Below are 12,803 nucleotides of genomic sequence, written 5' to 3'. Positions count from 1 at the left end.
ATCTTCATAAAGTTTGCTGGAACGGTTTTTCGAGGGTAAGTTGCGCGCCGGTTTTGTTGCCATGCAGCCACGGCTGTCATGTAACGCGGGGCAACTTGGGCCCAACTAATTTTAGAGGACCTCCACTTGCCTATTTCTTCTCTGTTTCGCAATGCCCTGTTGCTGGGCGCCGGACTGACGCTTGCCGCCAGTGTCCAGGCCGCCGGCACCGTGCATATTTATAACTGGTCCGACTACATCGGCGAGACCACCCTGGCCGACTTCCAGAAGGCCACCGGGATCAAGCCGGTGTACGACGTGTTCGATTCCAACGAAACCCTGGAAGGCAAGTTGCTGGCCGGGCGCACCGGCTATGACGTCGTCGTGCCGTCCAACCACTTCCTGGGCAAGCAGATCAAGGCCGGGGCATTCCAGAAACTCGACAAGTCGCTGCTGCCCAACTACTCGAATCTCGACCCGGTGCTGCTCAAGCGCCTGGAGCAGAACGATCCGGGCAACCTGTACGCCGTGCCGTACCTGTGGGGCACCAACGGCATCGGTTACAACCCTGCCAAGGTCAAGGCTGCGCTGGGCGTCGACAAGATCGATTCCTGGGCTGCGGTGTTCGAGCCGGAGAACATCAAGAAGCTGCACGGTTGTGGCGTGGCGTTCCTCGATTCCGCCGATGAAATGATGCCCACGGTCCTCAACTACCTGGGCCTGGACCCCAACAGCACCAACCCCGAAGATTACAAAAAGGCCGAAGCCAAGTTGCTGGCGGTGCGGCCTTACGTGACTTACTTCCACTCCTCCAAGTACATCGCGGACCTGGCCAACGGCGACATCTGCGTGGCGATCGGTTTCTCCGGCGACATGTTCCAGGCGCGCAACCGCGCGGCCGAAGCGAAGAAGGGCGTGGACATCGTCTACTCGATTCCCAAGGAAGGCGGCGCGTTGTGGTTCGATATGCTGGCAATTCCCAAGGACGCGGCCAACGTCAAGCAGGCCCACGCGTTCATCAACTATCTGCTGAAACCTGAGGTGATCGCGCAGGTCAGTGATTACGTCGGCTATGCCAACCCCAACCCGGCGTCCGACAAGCTGATGGAGCAGTCCATTCGCACCGACGAATCGGTCTATCCACCGCAATCGGTACTCGACAAGACCTACGTGTCCATCGAGCTGCCGCCAAACATTCAACGTTTGATGACCCGCAGCTGGACCAAGGTCAAGTCGGGTAAATAGCTTCAAGGCTCAAACTATCCAAGGTTGGCTCACCTTGAGCGAACTGCACTCTTTTTTTTGGGAGTTTCGTAAATGGCAGTTGCCTCCGGCGCCTATAAGAAAGCCCTCGAGGGCGACCAGTCACCTAAACAGGTGTTGGTCAAAATCGACCGGGTCACGAAAAAGTTCGACGAGACGATTGCCGTGGACGATGTGTCCCTGGAAATCAAGAAAGGCGAGATATTCGCCTTGCTCGGCGGTTCGGGATCGGGCAAATCCACCTTGCTGCGCATGCTCGCCGGCTTCGAACGACCGACCGAAGGGCGGATCTTCCTCGACGGTGTGGACATCACCGACATGCCGCCGTACGAGCGGCCGATCAACATGATGTTCCAGTCCTACGCGCTGTTCCCGCACATGACCGTGGCGCAGAACATCGCCTTCGGCCTCAAGCAGGACAAACTGCCGGCCGCGGAAATCGATGCCCGCGTGGCCGACATGCTCAAGCTGGTACAGATGAGCCAGTACGCCAAACGCAAACCTCATCAACTGTCCGGTGGCCAGCGACAGCGTGTGGCCCTGGCCCGTTCCCTGGCCAAGCGGCCCAAGCTGTTGCTGCTCGATGAGCCGATGGGCGCGCTGGACAAGAAGCTGCGTTCGCAGATGCAACTGGAACTGGTGGAGATCATCGAGCGCGTCGGCGTGACCTGCGTGATGGTGACCCACGACCAGGAAGAGGCCATGACCATGGCCGAACGCATCGCGATCATGCACCTGGGCTGGATCGCCCAGATCGGCAGCCCGATCGACATCTACGAAACCCCGACCAGCCGCCTGGTCTGCGAATTCATCGGCAACGTCAACATCTTCGACGGTGAAGTGATCGACGATGCCGAAGGCCACGCAACCATCACCTGCAAGGACCTGGACCGCCAGATCTACGTCGGCCACGGCATCAGCACCTCGGTGCAGGACAAGTCCGTGACCTACGCGATCCGTCCGGAAAAGCTGCTGGTGACCCCGACCCAGCCGACCTGCGAATACAACTGGTCCAGCGGCAAGGTCCACGACATCGCTTACCTGGGTGGCCATTCGGTGTTCTACGTGGAGCTGCCGAGCGGCAAGATCGTCCAGTCGTTCGTGGCCAACGCCGAGCGCCGTGGCGCACGTCCGACCTGGGGTGATCAGGTGTTCGTCTGGTGGGAAGACGACAGCGGCGTGGTACTTCGCTCATGAACATGCGCAAATTCAAACGCCGCCTCAATCGAATAATTCCCGGTGGCCGCCAGATGGTCATCGGGGTTCCCTTCATCTGGCTGTTCCTGTTCTTCATGTTGCCGTTCTTCATCGTCCTGAAGATCAGCTTCGCCGAAGCCGACGTGGCCATTCCGCCGTACACCGAGATCTACAGCTACGCCGAGCAAAAGCTGCAGGTGCTGCTGAATCTGGGCAACTACGCGATGCTTGGCGACGATGAGCTCTACATCGCTGCGTACTTCGGCTCGCTGAAGATGGCGTTTTTCAGCACCATCCTCTGCCTGCTGATCGGCTACCCGATGGCCTATGCCATCGCCAGTGCCCGCAAGGAGCTGCAGACGGTGCTGGTGCTGCTGATCATGATGCCGACCTGGACCGCGATCCTGATCCGCGTGTACGCGTGGATGGGCATCCTGAGCAACAACGGTCTGCTCAACGGCTTTTTGATGAGCATGGGCTGGATCAATGAACCGCTGCAGATCCTCAACACCAACCTGGCGGTGTACATCGGCGTGGTTTATTCGTACCTGCCGTTCATGATCCTGCCGCTGTACGCCAACCTGGTGAAGCACGACAACAGCCTGCTGGAAGCGGCATCGGACCTGGGCTCGAGTACCTTCAACAGCTTCTGGAAGATCACCATCCCGCTGTCCAAGAACGGCATCATCGCCGGCTGCATGCTGGTGTTCATCCCGGTGGTGGGTGAGTTCGTGATCCCGGAACTGCTCGGCGGTCCGGAAACCCTGATGATCGGTAAAGTGTTGTGGCAGGAGTTCTTCAACAACCGCGACTGGCCGGTGGCGTCCGCCCTGGCGGTGGTGATGCTGGCGATCCTGATTGTGCCGATCATTCTGTTCAACCGCAGTCAGGCCAAGGAAATGGAGGGTAAAGAATGAAGCGCTTCCGTTTCTCGAGTTTCATGCTGGTAGTGGGCTTGCTGTTCATCTACGCGCCGATGCTGATCCTGGTGATCTACTCGTTCAACGCCTCGAAACTGGTAACGGTGTGGGGCGGCTGGTCGATCAAGTGGTACGTCGGCCTGCTCGACAACACCCAACTGATGGGCTCGGTGGTGCGCTCGCTGGAAATCGCCTGCTACACGGCGATTGCTGCGGTGGCGCTGGGGACGCTGGCGGCGTTCGTCCTGACCCGTATCACCCACTTCAAGGGCCGTACGCTGTTCGGTGGCCTGGTCACCGCACCGTTGGTGATGCCGGAGGTGATCACTGGTCTGTCGCTGTTGCTGCTGTTCGTGGCCATGGCGCAGATGATCGGTTGGCCCCAGGAACGCGGCATCGTGACGATCTGGATCGCCCACACCACGTTCTGTGCGGCCTACGTGGCGGTGGTGGTGTCGGCGCGCTTGCGTGAGCTGGACCTGTCCATCGAAGAGGCGGCCATGGACCTCGGTGCGCGGCCGTGGAAGGTGTTCTTCCTGATCACCATCCCGATGATCGCGCCGTCGCTGGGTGCGGGCGGCATGATGTCGTTCGCTCTGTCGCTGGATGACCTGGTGTTGGCCAGCTTCGTGTCGGGCCCGGGTTCCACGACCTTGCCGATGGAAGTGTTCTCGGCGGTGCGCCTGGGCGTGAAGCCTGAGATCAACGCCGTGGCCAGCCTGATTTTGCTGGCGGTGTCGCTGATGACCTTCCTGGTGTGGTTCTTCAGCCGCCGTGCCGAAGAAGCGCGCAAGCGTGCGATCCAGCAAGCCATCGAAGAAAGCGCCGCGGACTCCTGGAAGCAACCGGACGTGCGCCGCGCGCAGGCGCCGGAAGCGGCCTGACGCTCGACCACAGGTCCGAGGTCAAATGTGGGAGCGGGCTTGCTCGCGAAAGCGGTGTATCAGCCGAATGTTAAGTCGACTGACACTTCGCCTTCGCGAGCAAGCCCGCTCCCACATTGCTTTTCAGTGATCAGGAAACCCAAGGAGACTTGCGGATGATCTCGACGAAGTTCATCGGCTTGAAGCCTGGCTCGCTGTCCACCAGCACATCGGCGTTCACCGTGCCGAAGGTGGTATCCGGTTTGTGTTTGAAGCCGTTGGCGAACGCACACAGAATGCACTCCTTGAACCCTTCGCCCCGTGGATGCGCATGCACCACGGCCTCGCGCTGCTCAGTCGGGAATGCCGCGTAGTCGATACCCAGTACATCCATTTCGACACCCGCGGTCACCAGTGCCACGTTAGGGCGCAAGTGGTGCACCACATTCGGTGTGGTGTGCAGGGCAATCGACAACCACACCTGCTCGATATCGTCATCGGAAAAACCATAGGGCTGCAGGAAGGCCTTGGCGGCGTTGGCGCTGTCGACTTCGAAACGCTCGGTGTCGCTGCGATGACCTTCCACCAGACCCAGGTCATGGAACATCGCGCCGACGTACAGCAACTCCGGGTTGTAGGCCAGCTGCTTGCGCTCGCCGCTCAGCGCGCCGAACAGAAACACCCGACGCGAGTGGTGGTAGAGCAGGTCGGATTCGTTGTCGCGGATGTATTCGGTGGTGGCCTTGGCCAGTGCGCTGTCAGGAATTTTGATACCGGCAATGGTGGTGCTCATGGGTGTGCCCTCGTGGTGAACGCCGTGGCGGCGCTGAGGGTTTCAGTGTGTTCGCGCACCCCCGGGCGAACAATCGATCCATGGCTGCGATCCCGGCCAATGAGCATGCATATCGCGCCAGCCTCGCTTGTTGGGCGCCGATTGGCTAAGTTTGCACCCGGACCCTGTAGGAGCGAGCTTGCTCGCGATGGACGCCAACGATGACGAGGGCTGCCAGGATAAGCGCGGCGCCCTTGCGTTCATCGCGAGCAAGCTCGCTCCTACAAGGGAGCGGCGTATCCAGAGCTAGTGAGGGCCATTGCAGCCATGATTAAAACCGTTGCCATCGTCGTGTTCGGCGGTGTCCAGTCGTTGGATGTCACCGGCCCCATGGACGTGTTTTCCGAGGCCAATCGTTTTCTCGCCCCCGAGGATCACTACCGTCTGGAAGTGATTGGCGTCGAACGTGGGGCGATGGCCTGTTCCAACGGCCTGGTCCTGAACGCCCACCGGCATTTCAGCGAAGCGTTGCAGCCTTACGACCTACTGCTGGTCGCCGGCGGACCACAGTTGCCGTTCACGGAATTCGGTCCGGTATTCGATGCCTGGCTGCGCGACGCCTGCGCGCTGGCGCAGCGTTACGGTTCGATCTGCAACGGTGCCTTCATGCTCGCCCGCGCCGGGCTGCTGGAAGGGCGAACAGTGACGACCCATTGGGATGATGCGGCGGCGCTGGCGGCGTTGTGTCCGTCAACCAAGGTCGAGGCCGATCGCCTGTACGCGCAGGATGGCGAGCTCTACACCTCGGCCGGGGTCACGGCTGGGATCGACCTGTCATTGTTCCTGCTGGGTCGCGACCATGGGCCGGAAGTGGCGCTGAGTGTGGCCAAGCGGCTGGTGGTGTTCACACAGCGTTCGGGCGGCCAATCACAGTTCAGCCCGTTCCTCACGCCCCATGCCGAACCGACCTCGGCGGTGGCGATGGTCCAACATTACGTGTTGGCCAACCTGACCGGCGACCTCACCATTGCCGACCTGGCCAACGCTGCCAACATGAGTGCGCGCAACTTTTCCCGGGTGTTCGCCAAGGAGGCGAAAATCACCCCGGCCGAGTTCGTCGAACGGGCGCGGGTGGATGCCGCGCGAGTGATACTGGAGAGCACCAGCGCACCGCTCAAGACCGTGGCCTACCAGTGCGGTTTCCGCGATGCGCAGCACATGCGCAGTGTGTTCAATCGGCGGCTGGGGGTGACACCGCAGCAGTTTCGGCAGAATTTTGCGGCAATGGTTTGAGTGGGTTTTTTTGTTGTCTGCACGGGCCCCTTCGCGAGCAAGCCCGCTCCCACATGGGAATGCATATCCCTTGTGGGAACGGGCTTGCTCGCGAAGGCGTCAGCCCAGCCAACAAAAATCTATTGGGCTGACCGCGCCGGTAACAGCTCCCACATGGAAATGCGTATCCCTTGTGGGAGCGGGCTTGCTCGCGAAGGCGTCAGCCCAGCCAACAAAAATCTATGGAGCTGACCGCGCCGGCAGCAGCTTCAACGTACTGCGCGTATTGGCCGTCACCTCTTCCTCATTGAGATGCGCCTGGAAATACACCCCTTCGATATACGCCTCGGCCTGATCCCCATAGTGACTGTCGAACAGCACGCCGCTCTGGCCCACCGGGTTGACGGTCAGGCTGTGGGTCGGGTCGGCGAAGTCGATCAGGCGCCGGGTCGAAGGACCATAGGTGACCGGCCAGGGTGCCGGACCGATCTTCGCTGACAGGTTGTTCGGTACTTCATGAGTGCCGGGCGCGTCGAACGGGCCGACGTTGAACAGGCGATCCAGGGGCTTTTGCTGACCCAGCGGATGACCGTGGGTCAAGGTGTGCGCCTTGCCCCATTGCCATTGCGCGGAGTCCGCACCCAGGGTGGTCTTGAGGTGGGCGAGCGCTGCCTGCCAAGCCGCCTTGACTGTGTCGTCGCGGCTTTCCTTGCCGAGGGTGTTGCGGTTGTCCCACCACGGCGAATCGGGGTTGGCCGCCAGGCGTGGCAACGCAGCATCGATCACGCGGGTCGAGAGCAGGGTTTCGAAGAAGTCGTTGCCCAGTTCATCGTGCATCGCCGCGTCAGCCAGGTTGAACAGGAATTGGTTGAACACAGTGGCGCTGGTGGAATCGAGCGGGTAATCGCCTTTCCACCGGGCCAATTGTTCCACCAGCTTCAGCTCGGCGGGATCAGAGACGACGTTACGCAGCACCGGCAGCAGGGGTGCCAACAAACGCGGACCGTAAGCGGTGGTAGTGCCCAGTTGCAGCTTCTGGCTGGATTCCAGATCCCATTTGACGTTCTTGTCGCCCAACTGCTGGTTGAGCTGCTGGCCACGATCGGCCAGGTTGTAATAGCCGGGGATCTCCATGCCCGTTGGCGACACAGGCTGGAAGTTCGCCGAGACGATATAGCCGCGCGCCGGGTTTTCTTCTTGCGGGTTGGCGCTGAATGGGTAGAACCCATCCTTGTCGGCCTCGCCGGTGCTGCCGTCGAGGATGAACCACGGACGCACGCCGGCAGGACGCTTGGGCAGTTGCGCCGCGGCCCACCAACCGATATCGCCCTTGGCATTGGCCCAGACGATGTTCAGGCCGGGTGCCTGGACTTTCGCCGCCGCACTGCGGGCCTTGGCCAGGGTGTCGGCGCGGTTGAGCTGGTAGAAGCCTTCGAGGATCGGGTTCTGGGTTTCGAGAAACGCCCACCACATGGCAATCGGGGTCTTGCCGACGCTGTTGCCCAGCGCATCGTTGACGATCGGGCCGTGGGGCGACTGGCGCAGCGTCAAGGTCACCGGGGCCTGGCCCTTGACCGCGATCTGCTGTTCGCTGGTCACCAGGTCCACCCACTTGCCGCGGTACCAGACCTGATTGGGGTTGTCGGGATTGACCTTCTCGGCGATCAGGTCGAGGTCGTCGTTCTGGAACATGGTTATGCTCCAGCCGAAATCACGGTTCATGCCCAGGGACGCGAACGGCATCAGCGCCTGATAGTGGCCGTAGAGCTCGAAGCCGGGCGTCGTGAGGTGGGCCTCGTACCACACCGAGGGCGCGGAAAAGCGGATATGCGGATCACCCGCCAGCAGTGGCTTGCCACTTTTGGTTCGACTGCCAGCCACCGTCCACGCGTTGCTGCCTTCGAACTGCGGCAGGCCGTTGTCGGCCAGGGCCTGTTCGCTCAGGCGGGCGAGGGCGTTGAGGTCTTTCCAGTCGGCGCTGGCCAGGGCTGGCGCGGCGCCGTTGGACAATACGCCTTTGGGCTGCCAGTCGAGGTCGAACACGTTCAGGTAGTCAGGACCAAGTTGATCACGAATGTAGGTCAGCAGCGGTTCGGTGCGCAACGCTGCGGCAAAGCTGTAGGCCATGTAGCCGGCGATGCTGATGGTGTCCTGTGCGGTAAAAGGGCGTTTTTGAATGCCCAGCACATCGAACTCCACGGGTTTGGCGTGGCTGTCCTGATACTGGTTGATGCCATCCAGATAGGCCTGCATGGCGATGAAGGTGGGGGATTGCTTGTCCAGATTCGCCAGGTAGGTTTCGGCGCGTTCGCGAATGCGCAGGCTGCGCATCAGCTTGTCGGTGTCCAGCAACTTGGGGCCGAGCACTTCGGCCAGTTCTCCGCGAGCCAGGCGGCGCAGCACTTCCATCTGGAACAGGCGATCCTGGGCGTGGACGTAGCCTAGGGCGCGGTACAGGTCCGGCTCGTTTTCGGCGCGTATGTGTGGCACGCCGCGCTCGTCGTAGCGCACGGTGACCGAGCCTTGCAGGTGTTGCAGTTCCACCATGCCCTGGCGTGTCGGCTGCTTGCTGTAGATGTACCAGCCGCCAGCTGCGACGAGCGCGACGATCAGCAAACCGAGAGCGGTCAGGCTACGTTTCATGGTGACTCCTTGTTGTTATGTGTGGCAGCAGTTCCCTGGTGTCACTGTTTAACACGGCTCACCGAATTGGCGCATCGCCCGTAGGAGGGATTCGTATTGCAGCGCTTTTCGCTACTTCGACGGATCGACGGGCCAAGGGCAGTAACACCCCACCGCCAGTGTGTGGGTGGCACTCACCGCGCGACCCTCGTTTAACGCTTGCAGGATCGGTTCGATAAAACTGTTACTGGAATTGCAGGTCAGGCCCTCGCTGTAAGGCCCGAAGTACGCCAGTTTGCCGCTACGGTCCCAGATCGCCACGGCGGGGCTGGCGGGGATCTGCTCGGAGCCGGGCAGGACGCTCAAGGGTTTCAAGCTGCTCAGAGTGCTTGGCAACTGGCCGTGGCTGCCCGGCTTCTGCACCGAATAGAATTCAACGCCCTGGGGGCCGTACAGTTCGACCAGTTCGCTGAGGTGTTGTTGATTGCCGACGTTGCACGGGCAGGCCGGATCCCAGAAGTGCACCAGGCGGATGGCGCCGGGCCCGGCGAGGGCGTCGGGCAGGCGCAGCGGATCGCCGGAAAACAGCGCCGTGTGTTCACTGAACGCGCGCAGATAGCGTCCCTGGAACCAGTCGTACGCCGCCCACAACACGCCGATGCACACCAGGGCGATCAGGCTGACAAACAGGGTGGCGCGCAGGGGCGATCGCATGGGTTCAATCCTCGAAGGTCGGCTAGCTTGCCATGCTTGCCGCGACAGATGAATATCGCAGGACCATTTAGTCCTTTCAGCGCTCTGGAATCACCCCATGTCCGTCACGTTCGACCCTGATCAACTGCGCGCCAGCCTGCGGCCCTTGGCCGAGGGCCAGCCGTTGTCCGCGCAGGCCCAGGCCTATCAACGTTTCTACGGGCTGGATTTTTCCTCGCGCAACGTCAGCAGCCGCCTGGGGCGTTTTCAGGTCGACGGTTATGAGCTGGTGAGCCAGGTCTGGTGGCCCGAACGGGCCAGGGCGACGCTGTTTGTGTTCCACGGCTTCTACGATCACACCGGGCTCTATCGACATGTGATCGAGTGGGCGCTGGACCAGGGCTTTGCGGTGATCGCCTGTGACTTGCCGGGGCATGGCCTGTCCAGTGGCGAGCGGGCAAGCATCAAGGATTTCGCGGAGTATCAGGACACCTTGCAGGGCTTGTTTGCCGAGGCGCAGTCCCTGGATCTGCCGCAGCCGTGGCACTTGTGCGGGCAAAGTACCGGCGGGGCGATCGTGATCGATCATGTGCTGCATGCGGGGGCGAACAGCCCGGCCCAGGGCCAGGTGATTCTGTTGGCGCCGCTGGTGCGGCCGCGGGCATGGGGTTGGTCGCAACTGAGCTATTACCTGCTTAAACCCTTCGTAAAAGCCATCGCCCGGCGCTTCAGTGAAAACTCCAACGACCCGGCGTTCTTGCCGTTCCTGCAAGCCGATCCGCTGCAACCGATGCGGCTGCCGACGGCGTGGGTGGGGGCGTTGGCGCGCTGGATCAAGTACGTCGAAGCCGCGCCGGCAAGCCTGCGGCGGCCATTGATTGTGCAGGGGCAGGCGGACATGACGGTGGATTGGGAGCACAACCTTGAGGTATTGCGCGCCAAATTCGATCGGCCCCAGGTGCTGATGCTGCCTGAGGCACGGCACCACCTGGCGAACGAGACGCAGGTGTTTCGGGGGGAGTATTTCGGGTTTTTGACCAAGCGGATCAAAGGGCGCAATGCTCAGTGACAGTACTGGCCTCATCCCGAGCAGGCTAGCTCCCACATCGGATTTGCATACACGGGACCATTGTGGGAGCTAGCCTGCTAGCGATGGGGCCTTCAGGCCCCAAAAATTACTGGCTGAGATTTGAAGTGCTCTGCCCCACCGCCAGCCCCGCCCGAATCGCTGCCAGCGCCGCCTGGTAATACGCCTTGCCCTCGGCCGACTCGGCAAAGGTGGCGAACTCTTCCAGCTCTTCGTCCGACAGGTCGCGGTAGACATACAGCAGGGTGTTGTTGAGGTCGCTGCCGATCTGGTCCATCAAGCGCTGACGCTGACCGTTCAACATGCCCTGGGCCTGGCCCCCGCCAAGCAGGCCGGGAATCATCGAGCTCAGGCTGTCGGCGGCGACACCGGCAATCGCCAGGCTGACTTCGGCACCGGCCTCCCGTGCAGGCAGCGCCTGGGCAAGGTGGCCGATGATCAGCAGGCGACTGTCGCTGGCGGTCATTTTCGGCAGGCCTTTGGCATTTTTCGCCAGTTGGTCGCGACGGGTCGCCAGCAGCTCGGCGGCAACGATCTTCTTGCCCAGGGGCGATTGGAAGAACGCCAGGGCAGGCTTGGGATCGGCGAGGTTCTTGCGCAATTGCGCCTCGGCGCGCTGGTCTACGGCATTGGAGGCAAAACGCTGGTTGCTGTTATTGACCAGCGCCTGGTACACCGCCGGCGGCAAGCTGCTCTGGTAGCGTTGCTGGGCGGCCGAGAGGGCATCGTTGAAATGCGCGCGTTGTTCCGGCCAGCCTGCGACCTTGTACAACTGGTCGTGGCCGTCTGCCCAGGCGGGCAAAACGCAGAACATCAGCAGAGAGAAAAGCAAACGGCGCATAGGGACTCCTGTCAGCAGGCGACTATTCTCCGTGTGGCATCCGGTCTTGTCGAGAATTCGTATCAACCCGCCGCGTGGCTCTGTCGGATTTTCAGGCGCAGGAATACTATGCGCGCCATGCAAATACCTTCTGATCACCCGCTGCTGTTACGAATCGTCGATGACCTGGCTGCCAACGGCTGGTCACAGCAGAATATTTTCCTGCCTCTGGATCTGACCCGAGCACTGGCGGCCGAGTGCCGTAAACGTGCGGCCAAGGGTGAATTGGCCCCTGCGGCGGTGGGGCGCGGGCCTGCCTCCGAGATCCGCGAGGGCATTCGCGGCGATCACATCCAGTGGATCGAACCTGGCCAGGCCGAGGCGTGCGACAGCTACCTGAGCCTGATGGACGGCCTGCGCGAGGCGATGAACCGCGATCTGTTCCTGGGCCTGGAAGATTTCGAAAGCCATTTCGCGATGTACCCGCCCGGCGCGTTCTACCTCAGGCACGTCGACCGCTTTCGCGACGACGACCGGCGCATGGTGTCGGCGGTGGTTTATCTGAATGACGGCTGGTTGCCGGAGCACGGCGGTCAGTTGCGCATGTACCTGGACGACGAGGCGCAATACGATGTGGTACCGACCGGCGGTTGCCTGGTGGTATTCCTGTCCGGCAATGTCCCCCACGAAGTCCTGCCCGCCACCCGCGAACGTCTGTCGTTGACCGGCTGGTTCCGGCGTCGCGGCAACGAGCCGTTCTGATCATGCAGAAAATCCTGGTAAGCCGCTGCCTGCTGGGCCACCGCGTGCGCTACGACGGCGGTGCCAGCGGACCTTTCGATCAACTTCAGGCGTGGCTTGATGAGGGGCGGGTGGTGCCGTTGTGCCCGGAAGTCGTCGGCGGCTTGCCCACGCCTCGGGCGGCGGCGGAGATTGCGGGTGGGCAGGGCAGTGAAGTGCTGGAGGGAAAGGTCTCGGTGATCACCACCGAAGGCGAGGACGTCAGTGCACAGTTTCTATCCGGGGCCCGCCAGGCGCTGGAGCTGGTGCAAAAACACGACATCCACATTGCCGTGCTCAAGGCCAACAGCCCGTCGTGCGGCAATCTGTTGACCTATGACGGCACGTTCACCGGGGTGAAGGTCAGTGGCGAAGGGGTGACGGCGGCGTTGCTCAGGCGTCACGGGGTGCAGGTTTTCAGTGAGCTGGAGTTGGCTGAGGCGGCTAAAGCCCTGGTTGCGCAAGACTGATACACGCCACAAACCCCCTTGTGGGAGCGGGCTTGCTCGCGAAAGCGATGTGTCAGGCAACATCA

At 61.7% G+C, this 12,803-nt stretch carries 12 protein-coding genes; 8 read left to right on the top strand and 4 right to left on the bottom strand.

Translation table 11 applies throughout. The annotated features are described in order from the left end of the window. Positions 1–126 precede the first annotated feature (126 nt). The 4 genes from B0W55_RS25990 to B0W55_RS25975 all read left to right on the top strand — a co-directional run bounded on the left by B0W55_RS25990 (position 127) and on the right by B0W55_RS25975 (position 4,243). A complete protein-coding gene (locus B0W55_RS25990; protein ID WP_077048780.1) occupies positions 127–1,224 on the top strand; it encodes a polyamine ABC transporter substrate-binding protein in 1,098 nt (365 codons plus the stop codon). Positions 1,225–1,296: 72 nt separating this feature from the next. After that, the gene (locus B0W55_RS25985; RefSeq protein WP_077048779.1) at positions 1,297–2,439 is read left to right on the top strand and encodes an ABC transporter ATP-binding protein; all 1,143 of its coding nucleotides are present in this window, start codon (positions 1,297–1,299) and stop codon (positions 2,437–2,439) included. After that, the gene (locus tag B0W55_RS25980) at positions 2,436–3,356 is read left to right on the top strand and encodes an ABC transporter permease subunit (protein ID WP_077048778.1); all 921 of its coding nucleotides are present in this window, start codon (positions 2,436–2,438) and stop codon (positions 3,354–3,356) included. The genes B0W55_RS25985 and B0W55_RS25980 overlap by 4 nt, the downstream gene beginning before the upstream one ends. Then, positions 3,353–4,243 carry an ABC transporter permease subunit gene (locus tag B0W55_RS25975; RefSeq protein ID WP_077048777.1) on the top strand — a complete coding sequence of 297 codons (891 nt, stop codon included), beginning with the start codon at positions 3,353–3,355 and terminating at the stop codon, positions 4,241–4,243. Before B0W55_RS25980 ends, B0W55_RS25975 begins: the two co-directional genes overlap by 4 nt. 130 nt (positions 4,244–4,373) lie before the next feature. On the opposite strand, the gene B0W55_RS25970 is transcribed toward B0W55_RS25975, so the two are convergent. Continuing rightward, positions 4,374–5,015: an HD domain-containing protein gene (locus tag B0W55_RS25970; RefSeq protein WP_077048776.1), complete on the bottom strand. Its 642-nt coding sequence runs from the start codon at positions 5,013–5,015 to the stop codon at positions 4,374–4,376. Between the two features lie 306 nt (positions 5,016–5,321). Between B0W55_RS25970 and B0W55_RS25965 the strand changes: the two genes are divergently transcribed. Beyond that, positions 5,322–6,287: a GlxA family transcriptional regulator gene (locus tag B0W55_RS25965; RefSeq protein WP_077048775.1), complete on the top strand. Its 966-nt coding sequence runs from the start codon at positions 5,322–5,324 to the stop codon at positions 6,285–6,287. 219 nt (positions 6,288–6,506) lie between these two features. Here B0W55_RS25965 and B0W55_RS25960 read toward each other — a convergent pair whose 3' ends face one another. Further along, complete coding sequence (locus B0W55_RS25960) at positions 6,507–8,909, bottom strand: penicillin acylase family protein (protein ID WP_077048774.1); 2,403 nt, start codon at positions 8,907–8,909, stop codon at positions 6,507–6,509. A 111-nt stretch (positions 8,910–9,020) separates the two neighbouring features. Next, positions 9,021–9,602, bottom strand: coding sequence for a DUF6436 domain-containing protein (locus B0W55_RS25955; protein ID WP_077048773.1), 582 nt, complete (start codon positions 9,600–9,602; stop codon positions 9,021–9,023). Between the two features lie 97 nt (positions 9,603–9,699). On the opposite strand from B0W55_RS25955, the gene B0W55_RS25950 reads away from it, so the two are divergent. Beyond that, positions 9,700–10,650, top strand: a complete 951-nt coding sequence (locus B0W55_RS25950; protein WP_077048772.1) for an alpha/beta hydrolase — start codon at positions 9,700–9,702, stop codon at positions 10,648–10,650. A 106-nt stretch (positions 10,651–10,756) separates the two neighbouring features. Here B0W55_RS25950 and B0W55_RS25945 read toward each other — a convergent pair whose 3' ends face one another. Next, positions 10,757–11,509 (bottom strand): DUF2059 domain-containing protein, encoded by a 753-nt coding sequence (locus B0W55_RS25945; RefSeq protein WP_077048771.1) that lies wholly within the window; start codon positions 11,507–11,509, stop codon positions 10,757–10,759. A 108-nt stretch (positions 11,510–11,617) separates the two neighbouring features. On the opposite strand from B0W55_RS25945, the gene B0W55_RS25940 reads away from it, so the two are divergent. Further along, on the top strand, positions 11,618–12,250 hold the full coding sequence (locus B0W55_RS25940; protein ID WP_077048770.1) for a 2OG-Fe(II) oxygenase: 633 nt from the start codon (positions 11,618–11,620) through the stop codon (positions 12,248–12,250). 2 nt (positions 12,251–12,252) lie between these two features. Then, positions 12,253–12,738: a DUF523 domain-containing protein gene (locus B0W55_RS25935; RefSeq protein WP_077048769.1), complete on the top strand. Its 486-nt coding sequence runs from the start codon at positions 12,253–12,255 to the stop codon at positions 12,736–12,738. Positions 12,739–12,803: the final 65 nt, after the last annotated feature.

Source organism: Pseudomonas sp. KK4 (assembly GCF_001984065.1).
Taxonomy (GTDB): Bacteria; Pseudomonadota; Gammaproteobacteria; order Pseudomonadales; family Pseudomonadaceae; genus Aquipseudomonas.
The sequence above is the reverse complement of the archived record's forward strand: the minus strand, read 5'-3'. Positions and strand labels throughout refer to the sequence as shown.

Coding starts and splice junctions, on each gene's coding strand:
- B0W55_RS25945 (WP_077048771.1), bottom strand. CDS start 11,509: ATGCGCCGTTTGCTTTTCTCTCTGCTGATGTTCTGCGTTTTGCCCGCC.
- B0W55_RS25960 (WP_077048774.1), bottom strand. CDS start 8,909: ATGAAACGTAGCCTGACCGCTCTCGGTTTGCTGATCGTCGCGCTCGTC.
- B0W55_RS25935 (WP_077048769.1), top strand. CDS start 12,253: ATGCAGAAAATCCTGGTAAGCCGCTGCCTGCTGGGCCACCGCGTGCGC.
- B0W55_RS25980 (WP_077048778.1), top strand. CDS start 2,436: ATGAACATGCGCAAATTCAAACGCCGCCTCAATCGAATAATTCCCGGT.
- B0W55_RS25940 (WP_077048770.1), top strand. CDS start 11,618: ATGCGCGCCATGCAAATACCTTCTGATCACCCGCTGCTGTTACGAATC.
- B0W55_RS25985 (WP_077048779.1), top strand. CDS start 1,297: ATGGCAGTTGCCTCCGGCGCCTATAAGAAAGCCCTCGAGGGCGACCAG.
- B0W55_RS25970 (WP_077048776.1), bottom strand. CDS start 5,015: ATGAGCACCACCATTGCCGGTATCAAAATTCCTGACAGCGCACTGGCC.
- B0W55_RS25955 (WP_077048773.1), bottom strand. CDS start 9,602: ATGCGATCGCCCCTGCGCGCCACCCTGTTTGTCAGCCTGATCGCCCTG.
- B0W55_RS25950 (WP_077048772.1), top strand. CDS start 9,700: ATGTCCGTCACGTTCGACCCTGATCAACTGCGCGCCAGCCTGCGGCCC.
- B0W55_RS25975 (WP_077048777.1), top strand. CDS start 3,353: ATGAAGCGCTTCCGTTTCTCGAGTTTCATGCTGGTAGTGGGCTTGCTG.
- B0W55_RS25965 (WP_077048775.1), top strand. CDS start 5,322: ATGATTAAAACCGTTGCCATCGTCGTGTTCGGCGGTGTCCAGTCGTTG.